Origin of the sequence: Pseudosporangium ferrugineum (assembly GCF_003002065.1) — a bacterium.
Lineage (GTDB): Bacteria > Actinomycetota > Actinomycetes > Mycobacteriales > Micromonosporaceae > Actinoplanes > Actinoplanes ferrugineus_A.
Map to the genome: position 1 here is coordinate 13,754 of NZ_PVZG01000034.1, position 16,190 is coordinate 29,943.

Consider the following 16,190-nt stretch of genomic DNA (forward strand, 5'->3'; position numbering starts at 1 on the left):
GATTGCGGAGGTGGCATGGGCGGCGCCCTGCCGGAACGGCTCCGGACGGCGTGCGAGCGCGGTGGCGAGATGGGCGGGCGGATGCTCGCCCTGGATTGGGCGTCCACCCCGCTCGGCGTACCCGCGCAGTGGCCGGCCGAGCTGGTCGGCGCGGTCACCACCATGCTCGCTTCCAAGGCGCAGATCGTCCTGTTCTGGGGGCCCGAGTTCTGCGCGCTCTACAACGACGCCTACATCGCCACGATGGGCAGCAAGCATCCCGGCCACCTCGGGCGCCCCGGCCGGGAGATGTGGGCGGAGACCTGGTCGCTGCTCCAGGAGCTGTTCGACGGCGTGGCCGCCGCCGACGAGTCGTACTGGGCCGCCGATCACCCCTTCATGCTGGAACGGTACGGCTTCCTCGAGGAGACGTACTTCGACATCTCGTACGACCCCATCCGGGTCGCGGACGGCTCGGTCGGCGGGGTGTTCTGCATCGTCAGCGACACCACGCGCCGGGTCCTCGGCGACCGCCGGGTCCGTACGCTCAGCCAGCTCGGGCCGCGCCTCGCCGACTCGCCGGACCAGTCCGCGCTCGGCGCCCAGGCGGCGCGGGTGCTCGGCGAGAACGCCGCCGACGTGCCGTTCGCCGCGCTGTATCTCGACGACCCGGCCGGCGTCGAGGGCCTCACCCTGGCCGGCGTCTCCGGCGCGGCCGAGGGGGAGTGCCCGCCGCTGTCCGGTGCGGCGCTGCGGGTCGTCGAGGAGGTCATGCGTACGGACCGGCCGGGCGCCGTGCCGCTCGTAGCGGTCGTGCCCGCGCCGCCCGCGTCCGCGGCCGACGAGGCGCTGGTGCTGCCGGTGCGTGCGGGCAGCAGCGGGGCCGGGGCGCTGGTCGTCGGGGTCAGCCGCAACCTCGCCATGGACAGCGGCTACCGGGACTTCCTGGATCTGGCCACGGCGCAGGTCTCGCGGGCGGTGACGAACCTGCGGACGTACGAGCAGGAACGCCGGAGGGCCGCCGAGCTGGCCGCGCTGGACGCGGCGAAGACGAACTTCTTCTCGAACGTCAGCCACGAGTTCCGGACCCCGCTGACCCTGATCCTGGGCCCCCTGGAGGAGCTGCTGGAGGTCCAGGGCCTCAGCTCCGAGCAGCGGGAACGCCTCGAGCCGATGCGGCGCAACGGGCTGCGGCTGCTGAAGCTCGTCAACACCGTGCTGGACTTCTCGCGGCTGGAGTCGGGGCGGCTGCGGGCCGCGTACCGGCCGACCGACCTGGCCGACTACACCGCCCGGCTGGCGAGCGCCTTCCGGTCCGCGGCCGAGCGGGCCGGGCTGCGGCTCGAGGTGGACTGCCCGCCGCTCAGCACGCCCGTCCACGTCGACCGCGAGATGTGGGAGAAGATCGTCTTCAACCTGCTCTCCAACGCGGTGAAGTTCACCCCGTCCGGCGGCATCACGGTGCGCCTGGCCGAACGCGACGGCTCCGCGGTGCTGGAGGTCGAGGACACCGGCGTCGGCATCGGCCCCGACGACCAGCGGCTGCTCTTCGACCGGTTCCACCGGGTCACCGGTGCCTGGTCACGCAGCCACGAGGGTACGGGCATCGGCCTCGCCCTGGTCCGCGAGCTGGCCGAGCTGCACGGCGGCACGGCCACCGCGCGCAGCGAGCCCGGCGCCGGCAGCACGTTCACGGTCACCGTCCCGCTCGGCGCCGCCCACCTGCCCGCCGACCGGGTCCTCGATCTGCCGGTGAGCGAACCCGACGACCAGGCCCGCCTGTACGTCGAGGAGGCGCACTGGTGGCTCGGCGACACCGGGTCGGAGCCGGAGTCCGCGGCGGCGCCCGGGCAGGTCGAGGACGCGCGGCGCGGCCGGGTGCTGCTCGCCGACGACAACGCCGACCTGCGGGACCACGTGGCGCGGCTGCTGCGGCCGTACTACGACGTCACGACGGCCGTGGACGGCGCGGACGCCCTGGAGCGGGCCCGGCGCGAGTCGTTCGACCTCGTGCTCACCGACGTGATGATGCCGCGGCTGGACGGGTTCGGGCTGATCAGGGCGTTGCGGGCGGATGAGCGTACGCGGGACGTCCCGATCGTGGTGCTGTCCGCCCGGGCCGGCGAGGAGTCGTCGGTCGAGGGTCTGGCCGCCGGCGCCGACGACTACCTGGTCAAGCCGTTCTCGGTGCGCGACCTGACCGCCCGGGTCCGCGCCAACCTGGAGCTCGGGCAGCTGCGCCGGCAGATCGTCAGCCGGCTGCGCGGCCTGGTCGACGCGGCGGCCGCGGTGAACTCGGTGCGCACGACCGCCGAGGTGCTCGACGTGGCCGCGCGGCACGTCCGGGGGATGACCTCGGCCGGCCGGGTCGTGGTGACCGCGCCCGGCTCCCGCGCCGAGGTCGACGGGGGTGCCCCCGCGACGGCCGACCCGGACGAGGTGCTGGCGCTGCCGGACACCTCCGGGGCCACCCTCGGCGAGCTCAAGGTGTGGCCGGGGCCGGACGGCCCGCTCGAGCCGGTGCTGCTCACCCAGCTGGCCCGCCTCATCGGCCTGCGGCTGGAGAACGCCCGCCTCTACGAGGCCGAGCACCGCATCGCCAGCACCCTGCAGCACAGCCTCCTGCCGCAGTCGCTGCCGCGGGTGCCGGGCGCCATCGTGGCGAGCCGCTACCTGCCCGGGAGCACCGAGGCCGAGGTCGGCGGCGACTGGTACGACGTCATCGTCGCGCCCGGCGACCAGCTCGTCCTGGTGATCGGCGACGTGGTGGGCAAGGGGGTGCAGGCCGCCGCGGGGATGGGCCAGCTGCGGAACGCGCTGCGGGCGTACATTCTCGAGGGTTTCGATTGTGGCGCGGCGCTGACCCGGCTGAACCGGCTGGTCGACAACCTCGGCCGGCGCCAGTTCGCGACCGTGGTGTGCGTTCGGTTCGATCCGCGTACGCGGGAGCTGCACTATTCCGCGGCCGGCCACCCCTCGCCGGTCCTGGCCGCGCCGGGCAAGGAGGGTGAGTTCCTCTACACGTCCGCGCTCGGCCCGCCGGTCGGGGCGCTGCCCGACTCCGACTATCCGACGCTGCGCGCGGAGATGGCGCCGGGCGACCGCCTATTGCTCTACACCGACGGGCTGGTCGAGGACCGCCGTCAGGGCATCGACATCGGCCTCGCCCAGGTCCGCGCCGACCTGGCCAAGCCGGCCGACCACGTGGAGGACCTGCTGGACAACCTGCTCGACAAGGCCGCCCGGCAGCCCCGGCGGGACGACATCGCGCTGCTGGCCCTCCAGGCGACCGAGCCGCGGGAATTCGTGCTGCGGCTGCCCGCCGACCCGACCAGGCTCAGCGTGCTGCGCCGCCGGCTGGAGGACTTCCTCACCGCGAACGACGTGCCCGAGAACGACATCTTCGACCTGATGGTGGCGGTGTCGGAGGCGGCGGCGAACGCGGTCGAGCACCCGATCGACCCGGCGGAGCCGGTGATCACGGTGGAGGTGTCGCTCGACGACGACGCGGTGACCGCCACGGTGCGCGACACCGGGAGCTGGCGTCCGTCGTCCGGGCCCGGCTTCCGCGGCCGGGGCCTCGCCCTGATCGGTGCGCTGTCGGAGCTGACCGTGGTGCGGTCCGAGACCGGCACGTCGGTGACCCTGCGCCGCCCGCTCAGCCGGTCTTGACCAGCCAGGGCTGACCGCTCAGCCCGGAGATGTCCAGGACCCGGAGCACCTGCGGCGACGGCAGGACCGCCAGGGCCGCCGGGTAGCGCTCGGCCAGCCGGATCAGGGTGTGGATGGCCGCCGAGTCGAAGAAGGTGACGCCGCGCAGGTCGAGGGTGACCCGGGCGGCCGGCTCGTCGGTCGCCGCCCGGAACATCCCGTCGGCGGTCGACATGTCGACCTCGCCGGTCACCACCACGGTGACCCGGTCGCCGGCCACCGACGTGGTGGCCGAGAAGATGCTTTCGGGGTCGTCTTGATCCACGCTGACACGATTACACAGGGGCCCAGGTGCGGCAACAACCGGTGCACGCTCCGGGGAACCGTCACATCGGCGGCGATAGGCTGGGTGCATGACCGTTCGTGCCCCGCTCACCCCGGGAAAGCTCTCGCCATGGCGGGCGGTGCCGCCGCAGATCGCCCGCCCCGAGTACGTCGGCAAGAAGCGCCCGAAAGAGTGGCGTGGCTCGCACGTGCAGACGCCGGAGACGATCGAGAAGATGCGGCTCGCCTCGCGCCTCGCCGCGCAGGCCACCCAGCTCGCCGGGGAGCACTGCAAGCCCGGGGTCACCACCGACGAGATCGACCGGGTGGTGCACGAGTTCCTGGTCGACAACGGCGCCTACCCGTCGACGCTGGGTTACAAGGGTTTCCCCAAGTCGTGCTGCACGTCGCTCAACGAGGTCATCTGCCACGGGATCCCGGACAGCACGGTGCTCGAGGACGGCGACATCGTCAACGTCGACGTCACCGCGTACATCGGCGGCGTGCACGGCGACACGGACGCGACCTTCTGCGTCGGTGAGGTGAGCGAGGAGGCGCGGCTGCTCGTCGAGCGCACCCACGAGGCGATGATGCGGGGCATCCGCGCGGTCGCTCCCGGGCGGCGGATCAACGCTATCGGGCGGGTGATCGAGGCGTACGCGCGCCGCTTCGGCTACGGGGTGGTCCGCGACTTCACCGGCCACGGCATCGGCGAGACGTTCCACAGCGGGCTCTACGTGCCGCACTACGACAACCCGCGGCTCGACACCGTGATGGAGCCCGGCATGACCTTCACCATCGAGCCGATGATCACCCTCGGCACCCACGAGTACGAGATGTGGAGCGACGGCTGGACCGTCGTCACGAAGGACCGGAAGTGGACGGCGCAGTTCGAGCACACGCTGGTGGTGACGGAGGACGGCTACGAGATCCTGACGCTCCCGTGACGGCCGTCGAGCACCACCACGCCGACGTCTCCGGCGGCTGGCTGCGGGCGGCCACCTTCGGCGCGATGGACGGGCTGGTGACCAACATCGCCCTCATCGCCGGGGTGGGCGGCGGCGGGGTCACCCGGCACACCCTCGTCCTCACCGGGGTGGCCGGCCTGGTCGCCGGGGCGATCTCCATGGGCCTCGGCGAGTACACCAGCGTGCGCACCCAGAACGACCAGGTCGCGGCGGAGCTCGACAAGGAGCTGCGCGAGCTGCGGGACAACCCGGAGGGCGAGGCCGCCGAGCTGGTCGAGATGTGGACCGCGCGCGGCCTGCCCGAGGGACTGGCCCGCGAGGTCGCCGACGTGCTCAAGCGCAACCCGGAGCAGGCGCTGCGGGTGCACGCGCAGGAGGAGCTCGGCGTCGTGCCGGACGAGCTGCCCAGCCCCTGGACGGCGGCGTTCTCCTCGTTCGTGTGCTTCTCGATCGGGGCGGTGGTGCCGCTGCTCACGTATCTCCTGGGCTTCGACAGCCTGGCGCTGGCGCTGGGGGTCGGCGGCCTGGGCCTCTTCGCCGCCGGGGTGCTCGTGGCCCGCTTCACCGGCCAGGGCTGGCTGCGCAGCGGGACGCGGCAACTGCTGCTGGGTGCGGCCGCCGCCGGCGCCACGTACCTGATCGGCGCCCTGATCGGGGTGGGCGTCTCCTAGCCCTCGAACAGGGCCGCGAGCGTGCCGTCGACCGGGCGGCCGCGGGCGGTCAGGTCGCCGGCCTGGGCCTTCAGCACCGCGCCGAGCTCGGTCATGTCGGCGCCGGCCAGGCCGGTGCGGCGGACGGCGTCGGCGCGGTTGCGGAAATACGTGCGGCTGAGCAGGCCGGCGACCATCGCGGCGTGCAGGCGGGCCTCGGCCATCAGCACCAGGGCGGCGTCGGTCTCGTACCACTCGGCCAGGCGTACCGCGCGGGCGTGCGCGGCGGACGCGACGCACCAGTTGCGCCGGGCCAGCGCGCTGAACTCGCCGGGCCGGGTCTCGGCGAGCCTGGCCAGGTGGCCGTCGCGCTGCGTACCGAACCATCCACGAGGGTCGAACAGGTCGCGCACTGTGACGTACCGGTCGGCCTCCAGCGGCCACCGCGGCGTCAGTTCGCGGCTCCGGCGCAGGCCCTCGTCTCCGGTGGTCACCGCCAGGTCCACGAGGATGCCGTCGACCCGGCGCAGGGCCGGGCGGGGTCCGGCCCCGGGACGGTACGTGACGACGACCAGGTTCACGTCGCTGCTGTCGGTGTCGTCGCCGTGCGCCATCGACCCGTGCACGCCGATCGCCTGCACCTCGGCGGACCACCGCCGCAGGATGACGTCGCGCAACCGGGTGGCGAGGTGCCACCGCGGGTTGGCCAGGTCGTACTCCTCCTGCGACACCGCTTGATTCTCGCCGTACGGGCGCGCCGGGGAAAGGCCCCGCTCAGGGCCGCCCGGGCCAGGCGAGCGTCGCCGGCGTGACCGCACCGAGGCGCCGCCAGCGGGCGGCCCGGACCGCGGCGTCGGTGAGGCCGCTCAGGGCGGTCGACCGGTCGCCGCCCTCGGTGACCGGGAGCACCGCCCGCCAGGCCTGCGCCACGCCGTCCTCCACCCGGATCGCCAGCTTCAGGGCGCTCGCCCGGTCGGTGACCTCGAACGGCAGGGCGTAACCGGCCGGGGCGGGCGCCGTGCTCGCCCGCAGCGCCGCCAGCTTCGTGACCAGCACGTCGCGGCGGGCCCGGTGGGCCGCCTCCGCCGCCCGCGCCTCGGTCCGCTCACCGCGGGCGGTCAGCCGCACCCCGAGGATTCCGTACGCGTAGATCGCCGCCTCCTCGGCCGCGAGGGCGGCGGCCAGCTGCGCGTTCATCGCAGAACCTCGGCGTGCGCGGCCCGTGCCGCGGCGATGGAGCCGGTCAGCGCCGCGCGGGCCGCCGGGGCCTTGCGGCAGGCGGCCGCGGCCGTCTTCTGCGCCACCTGCTCCGCCTTGCGCAGCGACTTCAGCGAGTACGCCGGACCGGGCGGCGCGCTCGGGGCGGTCGACGGGAGAGCGGCGCCGATGACCTTCGCCAACTCGGCGGCGTGGGCCCGGTGGTCGTCCGCGAGAGGGGTCAGCCGCGCCGCCAGCCGGGGCTCGGCGACAGCGGCGCGGTCGTACGCGGCGGCCAGCGCGACCGCCTCGTCCAGCAGGGGTTGCAGGGCGTCGGGAGCCGGGGGCGGCTCCGGATCGTCGTCGAAGAGCCCGCATCCGGCGAGCGCGGAGACCCCGGCCGCCGTCCCCAGGAGCTGACGTCGTTTCACACTCGCCAGTCAACACCATGGGACCCGCCGGCCCTTCCGGTGGATCGGCCCCGTGCGGGCGTCGTTGACCTGCGCATAGCGCCCATTCGGTGCGGCGGCGGCCGGGCTGTCGCCGTGGCGCGTTACGCTCTGCGTCAGCCGCCGGGGAAATGCCCCCGGTGGCATGCCGGTGTTCCCGGTGAAGGCCGGCCGGCGGTCCGCATCCGCCGTTCTCGAGCAGAAGGGTTGGGCCCGATGACGCAGCGTGGTCGTACCGGTGCCCGGCCGGCGAACCGCCGCCCCGGAAACCGGGGCCGGGACGCCTCCGCCGAGACGCCCGCGCCCGCTGCACCCCGGATCGACCTCGTGGCGGCCCGGGCCCGGGTCCGCACGGTGATCGAGCCGGTCGTGGCCGCCGCCGGGTTCGACCTCGAAGAGGTGAACCTGTCCCGCGCGGGCCGGCGCCACCTGGTCCGGGTGCTGGTCGACGCCGACGGCGGCATCAGCCTGGACGACGTGGCCGTGGTCTCCCGCGAGATCTCCGCGGCGCTGGACGCGGCCGAGGAGGCCGGCGGCGAGGTGCTCGCGGGCGAGTATCAGCTCGAGGTCGGCTCGCCGGGCGTGGACCGGCCGCTCACCCTGCCCCGGCACTGGCGGCGCAACGTCAGCCGGCTCGTCACGGTGACCGCGGCGGGTCGTTCGGTGACCGGGCGCGTCACGGCCGCCGACGACGACGGCGTCACGCTCGACATCGACGGCAAGGGCGCCGCGTTCGGGTATGCCGATCTCGGGCCGGGCCGGGTGCAGATCGAGTTCAAGCGGCTCGACGAGGCGGTCTTCCCGGACGAGGACGAGGACGGGGACGACCCCGGCGACGATGAAGATGACGACGACGAGGATGGGGAGGGCGAGGACAAGTGAACATCGACCTCGCGGCGCTGCGCGCCCTGGAGCGCGAGCGGGAGATCCCGTTCGAGACGATCCTCGCGGCGATCGAGACCGCACTGCTGACCGCGTACCGCCACACCGAGGGTGCCGAGAGCCACGCCCGGGTGGAGATCGATCGCAAGACCGGCACGGCCTCGGTGTTCGCGCAGGAGCTCGACCCCGACGGCACCGTGGCCCGGGAGTGGGACGACACGCCGCACGACTTCGGCCGGATCGCCGCGATGACCGCCAAGCAGGTCATCCTGCAGCGGCTGCGCGAGGCCACCGACGAGGCCCACTTCGGCGAGTACGCCGGCCGCGACGGTGACCTGGTCACCGGCATCGTGCAGGCCGACGCCGCCCGGGCCGAGAAGGGCATCGTGATCGTCGACCTGGGCAAGCTCGAGGCGGTGCTGCCGCAGTCGGAGCAGGTCCCGGGCGAGTCGTACGACCACGGTTCCCGGATCAGGGCCATCGTGGTGCACGTCGCCAAGGGTTTCCGCGGCCCGCAGATCACGCTCTCCCGGTCGCACCCGGCGCTGGTGAAGAAGCTCTTCGCGCTCGAGGTGCCGGAGATCGCCGACGGGACCGTGGAGATCGCCGCGATCGCACGTGAGTCAGGTCACCGTACGAAAATCGCGGTCCGTTCCACCGTGCCCGGCGTCAACGCCAAGGGTGCCTGCATCGGCCCGATGGGCCAGCGGGTGCGGGCGGTCATGAGCGAGCTGCACGGCGAGAAGATCGACATCATCGACTGGTCGGACGATCCCGCGCAGTTCGTCGGCTACGCCCTCTCGCCGGCGAAGGCCCTGCGTGTGGAGGTGGTGGACGCCGCCACGCGGACCGCCCGGGTGACCGTGCCGGACTTCCAGCTCTCCCTGGCCATCGGGCGCGAGGGGCAGAACGCCCGCCTCGCCGCCCGGTTGACCGGATGGCGCATCGACATCCGGCCCGACAACGAGCCCGCAGCGGCCGCGGAGCGGGATGCCGCCGAGACGGGAAGCTGACCGGATACGCGGACCCCGCGTCCGAGGGGTAGACTTTTCAGGGGTCGGCCCGGTGCGAACCTGCATCGGTTGTCGCGTACGCGTGCCGACCTCCCAATTACTGCGGTTCGTCGCGGTGCGGGACGGGGTTGATCTCCGGCTCGTGCCCGATCCGGGCCGCCGACTGCCGGGTCGGGGAGCGCACCTGCATCCCGAGCCGGCCTGCTTAGCGCAGGCGGAGCGGCGTCGCGCCTTCGGGCGTGCGTTGCGTCTCACCGGTGTTGCTGACACCGTCTTGCTTGCCGAGCACATCCGCGCGGCTGTGCCGCCCGGAACAACCGATGACGAGGCGTCAGTGCCCCGTCACGACCCAGCAAGGTAGGACGACCGACATGAGCACACGATGAAGTCCCTGAAATGACCAGGCTTCAAGTGCAGGAGTGAGGTCGCTGCGGGTTTGGCTCGCACGACCTCGAAGTGAGGAGTGCAGTGCCAGGTAAGGCCCGCGTACACGAGCTCGCGAAGGAGCTCGGGGTCGACAGCAAGACCGTTCTCGCCAAGCTCAAGGAGATGGGCGAGTTCGTCAAATCCGCATCCAGCACGGTCGAGGCCCCCGTGGCCCGGCGGTTGCGTGGTGCCCTCGACGCCCAGGGCGGTGCTGCTCCGGCGGCCCCCGCCGCGGCCGCGCCGAGCGCCCCCGCACCCAGTGCACCCCGTCCCGCCCCGACGTCCGCGCGGCCGCAGCCGCCGCGGCGGCCCGCGGCTCCGGCGGCCCCGGGCGGGAGCGCGCCCAGCGCGCCCGCGTCCCCGGCTCCGAGCCCCGGCCCCGGTTCGATGGCCCGGCCCAAGCCGGGCGTCCCCGGTCGTCCGGGCCCCACGCCCGGCCCGGTCGCCAAGCCGGCCAGCGCCCACGACATCGAGGTGGCGGCCGCCGAGGCGCGTGCCTCGGCGCTCAAGGCCGAGCAGGAGGCAGCGGTGAAGGCGGCCCAGGCCGCCCGCACCCGCGACGCCGAGCGCCGGGCGCAGCAGCCCCCGGCCGACGGCACCTCCCGCCCGCGTCCGCCGGGCCCCGGCACGGTTCCGCCGCGCCCGGGTTCGCCCGCGGCCGCTCGTCCCGGTGCTCCGGGCGCGCCCGCCCCGGGTCGTCCCGGTCCGGGTGGCGCACCGCGCCCGCCGCAGCGCGGTCCCGGTAACAACCCGTTCGGCGTCTCCGGCGGCAACGCCGCGCGCCCGACTCCCTCGGCGATGCCGCGGCCCAACCAGCCCGGCATGCCGCCGCGGCCGAGCCCTGCCTCGATGCCGCCGCGGCCCAGCCCCGCCTCGATGCCCGCGCAGCGTCCCGGCCGTCCGGCCGGCCCCGGTGCGGGCCGTCCCGGTGGTCCGGGCGGTGGCGGCGGCCGTGGCGGTGCCGGTGGCGGCTTCCGTCCCGGTGGCGGCGGCGGTGCCGGTGGCGGCTTCCGTCCCGGCGGCGGTGGCGGTGCCGGTGGCGGTGGCTACCGCGGTGGTCCCGGTGGCGGCGGCGGTGGCGGTGGCTACCGCGGCGGCCCCGGTGGCGGCGGCGGTGGACCGGTCGGTGCCGGTGCCCCGGGTCGTCCCGGTGGTGGCGGTCGCGGTCGTGGCGGCGGTGCCGCGGGTGCCTTCGGGCGTCCCGGTGGCCGGCCGACCCGTGGCCGCAAGTCGAAGAAGCAGCGGCGTCAGGAGTTCGACAACCTGTCGGCTCCGCAGATGAGCTCGGGTGCTCCGCGCGGTCAGGGTCAGGAGATCCGGCTGTCGCGTGGCGCCTCGCTGTCCGACTTCGCCGACAAGATCAACGCCAACCCGGGTTCGCTCGTCCAGGAGATGTTCAACCTGGGTGAGATGGTGACGGCGACCCAGTCGTGCTCCGACGACACGCTGCTGCTGCTCGGCGAGCACCTGGGCTTCGACGTGCAGATCGTCAGCCCCGAGGACGAGGACCGCGAGCTGCTCGCGCAGTTCAACATCGACCTCGACGCCGAGATCGCCGAGGACCGCCTCGTCACCCGGCCGCCGGTCGTGACCGTCATGGGCCACGTCGACCACGGTAAGACGAAGCTGCTCGACGCGATCCGCAAGACCAACGTGGTCGCCGGCGAGGCGGGTGGCATCACCCAGCACATCGGCGCCTACCAGGTGCAGTACGAGCACAACGGCGAAGACCGCGCGATCACCTTCATCGACACCCCGGGCCACGAGGCGTTCACCGCCATGCGTGCCCGCGGTGCCCAGGTGACCGACATCGTCATCCTCGTGGTGGCGGCGGACGACGGCGTGATGCCCCAGACGGTCGAGGCGCTGAACCACGCCAAGGCTGCCGAGGTGCCGATCGTGGTCGCGGTCAACAAGGTCGACAAGCCGGACGCCAACCCGGAGAAGGTCCGCCAGCAGCTGGCCGACTACGGGCTGCTCGCCGAGGAGTACGGCGGCGAGACGATGTTCGTCAACGTGGCCGCCAAGCCCGGCATCGGCATCGACGACCTGCTCGAGGCCGTCCTGCTGACCGCCGACGCGTCGCTGGAGCTCACCGCTCCGATCGACGGGCCGGCGCAGGGTGTCGCGGTGGAGGCCCACCTCGACAAGGGCCGCGGCGCGGTTGCCACGGTCCTGGTCCAGAAGGGCACGCTGCGGGCCGGCGACTCGATCGTGGCGGGCGGCGCGCACGGCCGCGTCCGCGCCATGCTCGACGAGAACGGCCACCAGGTCCCCGAGGCGGGTCCGGCGCGTCCGGTCCTTGTGCTCGGTCTGACCTCGGTGCCCGGCGCGGGCGACACGTTCCTGGCGGCCGAGGACGACCGCACGGTCCGGCAGATCGCCGAGCAGCGGCAGGCACGCCGTCGCGCGGCGAGCTTCGCGAACTCCAAGGGCAAGGCCACGCTCGAGACGCTCATGGAGCAGCTCAAGGAGGGCGAGAAGACCTCGCTCACCCTGGTGCTCAAGGGCGACGGCTCGGGTTCGGTCGAGGCCCTCGAGGACGCGCTGTTCAAGATCGAGATCCCGGACGAGATCCAGCTCAAGGTCATCCACCGCGGCGTCGGTGCGATCACCGAGAGCGACGTCAACCTGGCGAGCGCCTCCTCCGAGGCCATCGCCACGATCATCGGCTTCAATGTCCGGGCCAGCAACAAGGTCAAGGAGATGGCCGACCGCGCCGGCGTGGAGATCCGCTACTACAGCGTCATCTACCAGGCCATCGAGGAAATCGAGGCGGCGCTCAAGGGCCTGCTCAAGCCCGAGTACGAAGAGGTCGAGCTGGGCACGGCGGAGATCCGCGAGGTCTTCCGCTCGTCCAAGATCGGTCTCATCGCGGGTTGTATGGTCCGGTCCGGTCTCATCCGCCGCAACGCCAAGGCGCGCGTCCTGCGCGAGGGCGTCGTGGTGGCGGAGAACGTCACGATCAGCTCGCTCAAGCGGTTCAAGGACGACGCGACCGAGGTCCGCGAGGGCTTCGAGTGTGGTCTGACGCTGCAGGGCTTCGGCACGCCGCAGACCGGCGACGTGATCGAGACCTTCGAGATGCGTGAGAAGCCGCGGGCCTGACAGCCCCGGCCTGACGTCGGCCCCCGGTGCTCCGGCACCGGGGGCCGTTGTCTTTACTACTGGGATGTCCCGCTACGCCCTGCTGCTCGCCCCGTCCGCCAACCGCGTCTACGCCGACCAGGCCGGCCGCCTCTCCCGGGCCGAACTCGCGGCGTTCTCCCCGGTGCTGTCCGGCCCCGTCGGAGACGTCGCGGAGACCACCATCGGCGGCGTCGGCTACGTCACCTTCGAGGGCGATCTCGGGCCGCGGGACGTCGCGTACCTGTCCAACCTGTCGGCCGGCTACGCGCTCTTCGAACAGGTCGGCGAGGACCTGCTCCGGCCGGTCACGCTGACCCCGCTGGCCCGCTTCGACAGCGACCTGATCACCATCCCCAAGTACGCCGGCAAGACCAACGAGCAGTTCACCAAGCTCCTGCTCAACCTCACCCTCCTCGCGTCCGCGTCGGCACCCCGGATGCTCGACGGCCACCTCACCGTCGGCGACCCGCTCGCGGGCCGCGGCACCACGCTCAATCAGGCCCTCATGTACGGGTACGACGCCCTCGGCATCGAGATCGACGGCAAGGACGTGGAGGCGTACAAGCTGTTCCTGCAGACCTGGCTGAAGCGCAAGCGGCTCAAGCACACCGCGGAGCTGGTTCCCGTACGCAGGCAGGGCCGCCGCGCCGCCCGCCGTCTGGAGGTGACGCTGGCGGCCAGCAAGGAGGACCACAAGGCGGGCGCGGTGCAGAAGGTGACCATGCTCCATACCGACACCACCCAGCTCGACGGCCTGCTCCGCCCGCACTGCGTGGACCTGCTGGTCGCGGACCTTCCGTACGGCGTGGCCCACGGCAGCTACGACGACGAGGGCGGCATGTCCCGCCGCCCGCTCGACCTGCTCGAACGGGCCGTGCCGTCGTGGCTGACGCTGCTGCGGCCGGGCGGGGCGCTCGGACTGTCCTGGAACACGAAGGTCGCGCGGCGCGAGCTGGCGGAGGACATCCTGATCGCCAACGGGCTGGAGCTCGTGGCGCACGAGGACCTGAGCCACCGCGTCGACCAGGGCATCGAGCGCGACGTGGTGGTGGCGCGCAAGCCGGCCTGACCGATGCCCGGGCCGTGCGGTGGCGGCTGCGGGTGGCGAGCCACGCAGCGCATCGCCCGCGCGCCGCCGCGCTCCGCGCGGGGACAGCGTGCGGTGGCGGCTGCGGGTGGTGGCTGCCGGGCGGGAAACTGGGCTGATCATGTCGGTGGGCGGGCGTACTCTGCTCGCTGATGTACACCGAAACTGCGCTCTTCGACCTGCTTCTGCCCGGTGACTCGCGGTCGCTCAAGCAGAAGCGTTCCTATGTCCGGCCGATCATCGCCATGCTGCGGAAGTTCGAGGTCAGCGTCGCCGAGGTCGGGATGCACGACCTGCACGGGAGGGCCCAGCTGGGGGTCGCGGTGGTGGCGGCCGAGCCGGCCCAGGCCCGGGCCGTCATCGACACCTGCGAGCACCAGGTGGCGGGGCGGCCGGAGATCGAGCTGCTGTCGGTCCGCCGCCGCCTCTACGGGGAGGACGACTGACCGCGCCGCGCGGGGGCGGGCTGGCTCGGCTCGGCCTGCGCCTGACCGGCTGAATGGGCGATGTGTCCTCGGTCGGGGTGTCGCTGTCGGGCGGGTGGCGCGAGCGGTGCTGTCGGACGACCGGTGATCTCCGCCTCGGCGGTGCGCGCCGCGGCCCAGGTGGTCGCGGGTGGTGCTGTGGGGGTGGCCTGCCCGGGAGCCGGCCGCGGGCGGGCCGGTGGGTGGGTCTCGGGGGCTGGGACGGACCGGCGGAGCGTTCGGGGTGGGGCGGTCATGGGTAGGCTCACTGCGTTGGGCGGGGGTTCGGTGCACCCCGTAGGCACGGTTGTCGGAGGTGGGCGATATGTCGGACCCGGCCAAGACGCGTCGGCACGCGGAGCGGGTGCGGGAGCTGGTGGCCTCGCTGGTGCGCGAGATCAAGGATCCCCGGCTCGGCATGGTGACGGTCACCGACGCCCGGATCACGGGTGACCTGCGGGACGCTCACGTGTATTACACCGTGCTCGGGGACGCTACCGAGCAGGCCTCCACCGCCGCGGCGCTGGAGAGTGCCAAGGGGATGCTGCGGTCGCGGGTCGGGCACGCGCTCGGGTTGCGGCACTCGCCGAGCCTGACGTTCGTGCTGGACAACGTGCAGGATCACGCCAAGGAGATCGACGACCTGCTCGCGGCCGCGCGGCACCGGGACGCCGAGGTGCAGCGGCTGGCCGCCGGGAAGCAGTATGCCGGCGATCCCGACCCGTACAAGTCCGAGGACGACGAGGACGACGACGAGGCGGACGAACGGGTCAGTGCCGAGGAGAAACGGTGACGGAGGCGGTTGTCGCCACCGTGCCCGTGACCATCGCCGAGGCCGAGTGGGCCGCCGCCGTCCGTACGGTGCGGGAGTTCGTGCCGGGCGGGCGGGTGCTGCTCATCTGCCACGTCAACCCGGACGGGGACGCGCTGGGCAGCATGCTCGGCTTCGCGCTGGGCCTGCGGCGCCTCGGCGTACGGAATCTGCAGGCGACCTTCCCCGGGCCGTTCGAGATCCCGGAGCCGTTCACGAGCCTGCCCGGCCTGGAACTGCTGGTGCCGGAGCCCGAGGCGTACCCGGATCCCGACCTGGTCCTGATCTTCGACGTGGCCGCGGAATCCCGGCTGGGTGGGCTGGTCGACCGGCTGGAGACCGCGGGCGCCACCGTCGTGCTCGACCACCACGCCTCGAACACGCGCTTCGGCGGCGTGCACCTGGTCGACGCCACTGCCGCGGCCACCTCCGTGGTCGCGGAGCAGCTGCTCGACCGGCTGGACGTGCCGCTCGACCCGGCGATCGCCGAGTGCCTGTACGTGGCGCTGGCGACTGACACCGGCTCCTTCCGCTTCGACATGACGACGCCGCGAGTGCACGAGATGGCGGCCCGGCTCATCGCGACCGGGCTGCGGCCGGGGGACATCTCCCGGCGGATCTTCGACAGCCGGCCGTTCGGTGCCATGAAGCTGTTCGCCGACGTGCTGGCGCGCGCCGAGCTCGATCCGGCGGCGGCGGACGGGCACGGCATGGTCTGGACGTACGCGACCCTCGACGACCTGGTCCGGCACGAGCAGCGGCCGTACGTGCTGGACGCCCTCATCGACCCCGTGCGCTGCGTGGCCGAGGTCGACGTGTCGGTGGTGGTGAAGCAGGCCGCCGAGGCCGAGTGGGCCGTGTCGCTGCGCAGCAAGGGCGCGGTCGACGTCAGCGCGGTGGCGGTGGCGCTGGGCGGCGGCGGGCACCGGCTGGCCGCGGGTTTCACCGGTCACGGCACCCCCGGCGAGGTCATCGCGGCCGTCCGTGAGCAGCTGGACCGTCACCTGATCCACTAGCCGTACGAGCAGGAGGCCGGCCGCGAGGCCGGCCTTTTGTCGTTTATCGGCATCCCGCCCTGCGGGACGGAGCGGGCATACCGCGGGACTGAACGATACTTTGGGTGAACGGTGATTTGGTTTTTGCACGGTCACGACCATGGT

15 protein-coding genes are annotated in these 16,190 nt (G+C 73.2%); 11 read left to right on the forward strand and 4 right to left on the reverse strand.

From position 1 onward, the window contains the following. The first annotated feature begins 15 nt into the window (after positions 1 to 15). The gene (locus CLV70_RS36120) at positions 16 to 3,651 is read left to right on the forward strand and encodes a SpoIIE family protein phosphatase (protein WP_106131119.1); all 3,636 of its coding nucleotides are present in this window, start codon (positions 16 to 18) and stop codon (positions 3,649 to 3,651) included. Here CLV70_RS36120 and CLV70_RS36125 read toward each other — a convergent pair. Continuing rightward, complete coding sequence (locus CLV70_RS36125; protein WP_245908722.1) at positions 3,638 to 3,955, reverse strand: STAS domain-containing protein; 318 nt, start codon at positions 3,953 to 3,955, stop codon at positions 3,638 to 3,640. The genes CLV70_RS36120 and CLV70_RS36125 overlap by 14 nt on opposite strands. A gap of 88 nt (positions 3,956 to 4,043) precedes the next feature. On the opposite strand from CLV70_RS36125, the gene map reads away from it, so the two are divergent. After that, the gene (gene map, locus CLV70_RS36130) at positions 4,044 to 4,901 is read left to right on the forward strand and encodes a type I methionyl aminopeptidase (RefSeq protein ID WP_106131121.1); all 858 of its coding nucleotides are present in this window, start codon (positions 4,044 to 4,046) and stop codon (positions 4,899 to 4,901) included. Beyond that, entirely contained in the window at positions 4,898 to 5,593 is a 696-nt protein-coding gene (locus CLV70_RS36135) for a VIT1/CCC1 transporter family protein (RefSeq protein WP_106131122.1), read from the forward strand. Before map ends, CLV70_RS36135 begins: the two co-directional genes overlap by 4 nt. Here CLV70_RS36135 and CLV70_RS36140 read toward each other — a convergent pair. Genes CLV70_RS36140 through CLV70_RS36150 form a run of 3 tightly spaced genes read right to left on the reverse strand, consistent with a single transcriptional unit; the run spans position 5,590 to position 7,200 of the window. Beyond that, positions 5,590 to 6,303, reverse strand: a complete 714-nt coding sequence (locus CLV70_RS36140; RefSeq protein WP_106131123.1) for a nucleotidyltransferase domain-containing protein — start codon at positions 6,301 to 6,303, stop codon at positions 5,590 to 5,592. The genes CLV70_RS36135 and CLV70_RS36140 overlap by 4 nt on opposite strands. A 43-nt stretch (positions 6,304 to 6,346) precedes the next feature. Further along, positions 6,347 to 6,769, reverse strand: a complete 423-nt coding sequence (locus tag CLV70_RS36145) for a DUF4439 domain-containing protein (protein ID WP_106131124.1) — start codon at positions 6,767 to 6,769, stop codon at positions 6,347 to 6,349. Then, complete coding sequence (locus tag CLV70_RS36150; protein ID WP_106131125.1) at positions 6,766 to 7,200, reverse strand: hypothetical protein; 435 nt, start codon at positions 7,198 to 7,200, stop codon at positions 6,766 to 6,768. Before CLV70_RS36150 ends, CLV70_RS36145 begins: the two co-directional genes overlap by 4 nt. Before the next feature lie 234 nt (positions 7,201 to 7,434). On the opposite strand from CLV70_RS36150, the gene rimP reads away from it, so the two are divergent. From rimP to CLV70_RS36190, 8 genes are all read left to right on the forward strand, one after another. After that, entirely contained in the window at positions 7,435 to 8,100 is a 666-nt protein-coding gene (gene rimP, locus CLV70_RS36155; RefSeq protein ID WP_106131126.1) for a ribosome maturation factor RimP, read from the forward strand. Then, on the forward strand, positions 8,097 to 9,113 hold the full coding sequence (nusA, locus tag CLV70_RS36160) for a transcription termination factor NusA (RefSeq protein ID WP_106131127.1): 1,017 nt from the start codon (positions 8,097 to 8,099) through the stop codon (positions 9,111 to 9,113). The genes rimP and nusA overlap by 4 nt, the downstream gene beginning before the upstream one ends. After that, the gene (locus CLV70_RS36165) at positions 9,091 to 9,474 is read left to right on the forward strand and encodes a YlxR family protein (RefSeq protein ID WP_106131128.1); all 384 of its coding nucleotides are present in this window, start codon (positions 9,091 to 9,093) and stop codon (positions 9,472 to 9,474) included. Before nusA ends, CLV70_RS36165 begins: the two co-directional genes overlap by 23 nt. Positions 9,475 to 9,581: 107 nt before the next feature. After that, positions 9,582 to 12,647: a translation initiation factor IF-2 gene (infB, locus tag CLV70_RS36170; protein WP_106131129.1), complete on the forward strand. Its 3,066-nt coding sequence runs from the start codon at positions 9,582 to 9,584 to the stop codon at positions 12,645 to 12,647. Between the two features lie 64 nt (positions 12,648 to 12,711). Continuing rightward, positions 12,712 to 13,737, forward strand: coding sequence for a TRM11 family SAM-dependent methyltransferase (locus tag CLV70_RS36175; protein WP_106131130.1), 1,026 nt, complete (start codon positions 12,712 to 12,714; stop codon positions 13,735 to 13,737). 170 nt (positions 13,738 to 13,907) lie between these two features. Next, a complete protein-coding gene (locus tag CLV70_RS36180; RefSeq protein WP_106131131.1) occupies positions 13,908 to 14,201 on the forward strand; it encodes a DUF503 domain-containing protein in 294 nt (97 codons plus the stop codon). A gap of 343 nt (positions 14,202 to 14,544) precedes the next feature. Then, entirely contained in the window at positions 14,545 to 15,012 is a 468-nt protein-coding gene (gene rbfA, locus CLV70_RS36185; protein ID WP_106131132.1) for a 30S ribosome-binding factor RbfA, read from the forward strand. Beyond that, positions 15,009 to 16,046 carry a DHH family phosphoesterase gene (locus tag CLV70_RS36190; protein WP_106131133.1) on the forward strand — a complete coding sequence of 346 codons (1,038 nt, stop codon included), beginning with the start codon at positions 15,009 to 15,011 and terminating at the stop codon, positions 16,044 to 16,046. Before rbfA ends, CLV70_RS36190 begins: the two co-directional genes overlap by 4 nt. The last annotated feature ends 144 nt before the right edge of the window (positions 16,047 to 16,190 follow it).

Coding starts and splice junctions, on each gene's coding strand:
- rbfA (WP_106131132.1), top strand. CDS start 14,545: ATGTCGGACCCGGCCAAGACGCGTCGGCACGCGGAGCGGGTGCGGGAG.
- map (WP_106131121.1), top strand. CDS start 4,044: ATGACCGTTCGTGCCCCGCTCACCCCGGGAAAGCTCTCGCCATGGCGG.
- CLV70_RS36145 (WP_106131124.1), bottom strand. CDS start 6,769: ATGAACGCGCAGCTGGCCGCCGCCCTCGCGGCCGAGGAGGCGGCGATC.
- rimP (WP_106131126.1), top strand. CDS start 7,435: ATGACGCAGCGTGGTCGTACCGGTGCCCGGCCGGCGAACCGCCGCCCC.
- CLV70_RS36180 (WP_106131131.1), top strand. CDS start 13,908: ATGTACACCGAAACTGCGCTCTTCGACCTGCTTCTGCCCGGTGACTCG.
- CLV70_RS36165 (WP_106131128.1), top strand. CDS start 9,091: ATGCCGCCGAGACGGGAAGCTGACCGGATACGCGGACCCCGCGTCCGA.
- CLV70_RS36120 (WP_106131119.1), top strand. CDS start 16: ATGGGCGGCGCCCTGCCGGAACGGCTCCGGACGGCGTGCGAGCGCGGT.
- CLV70_RS36175 (WP_106131130.1), top strand. CDS start 12,712: ATGTCCCGCTACGCCCTGCTGCTCGCCCCGTCCGCCAACCGCGTCTAC.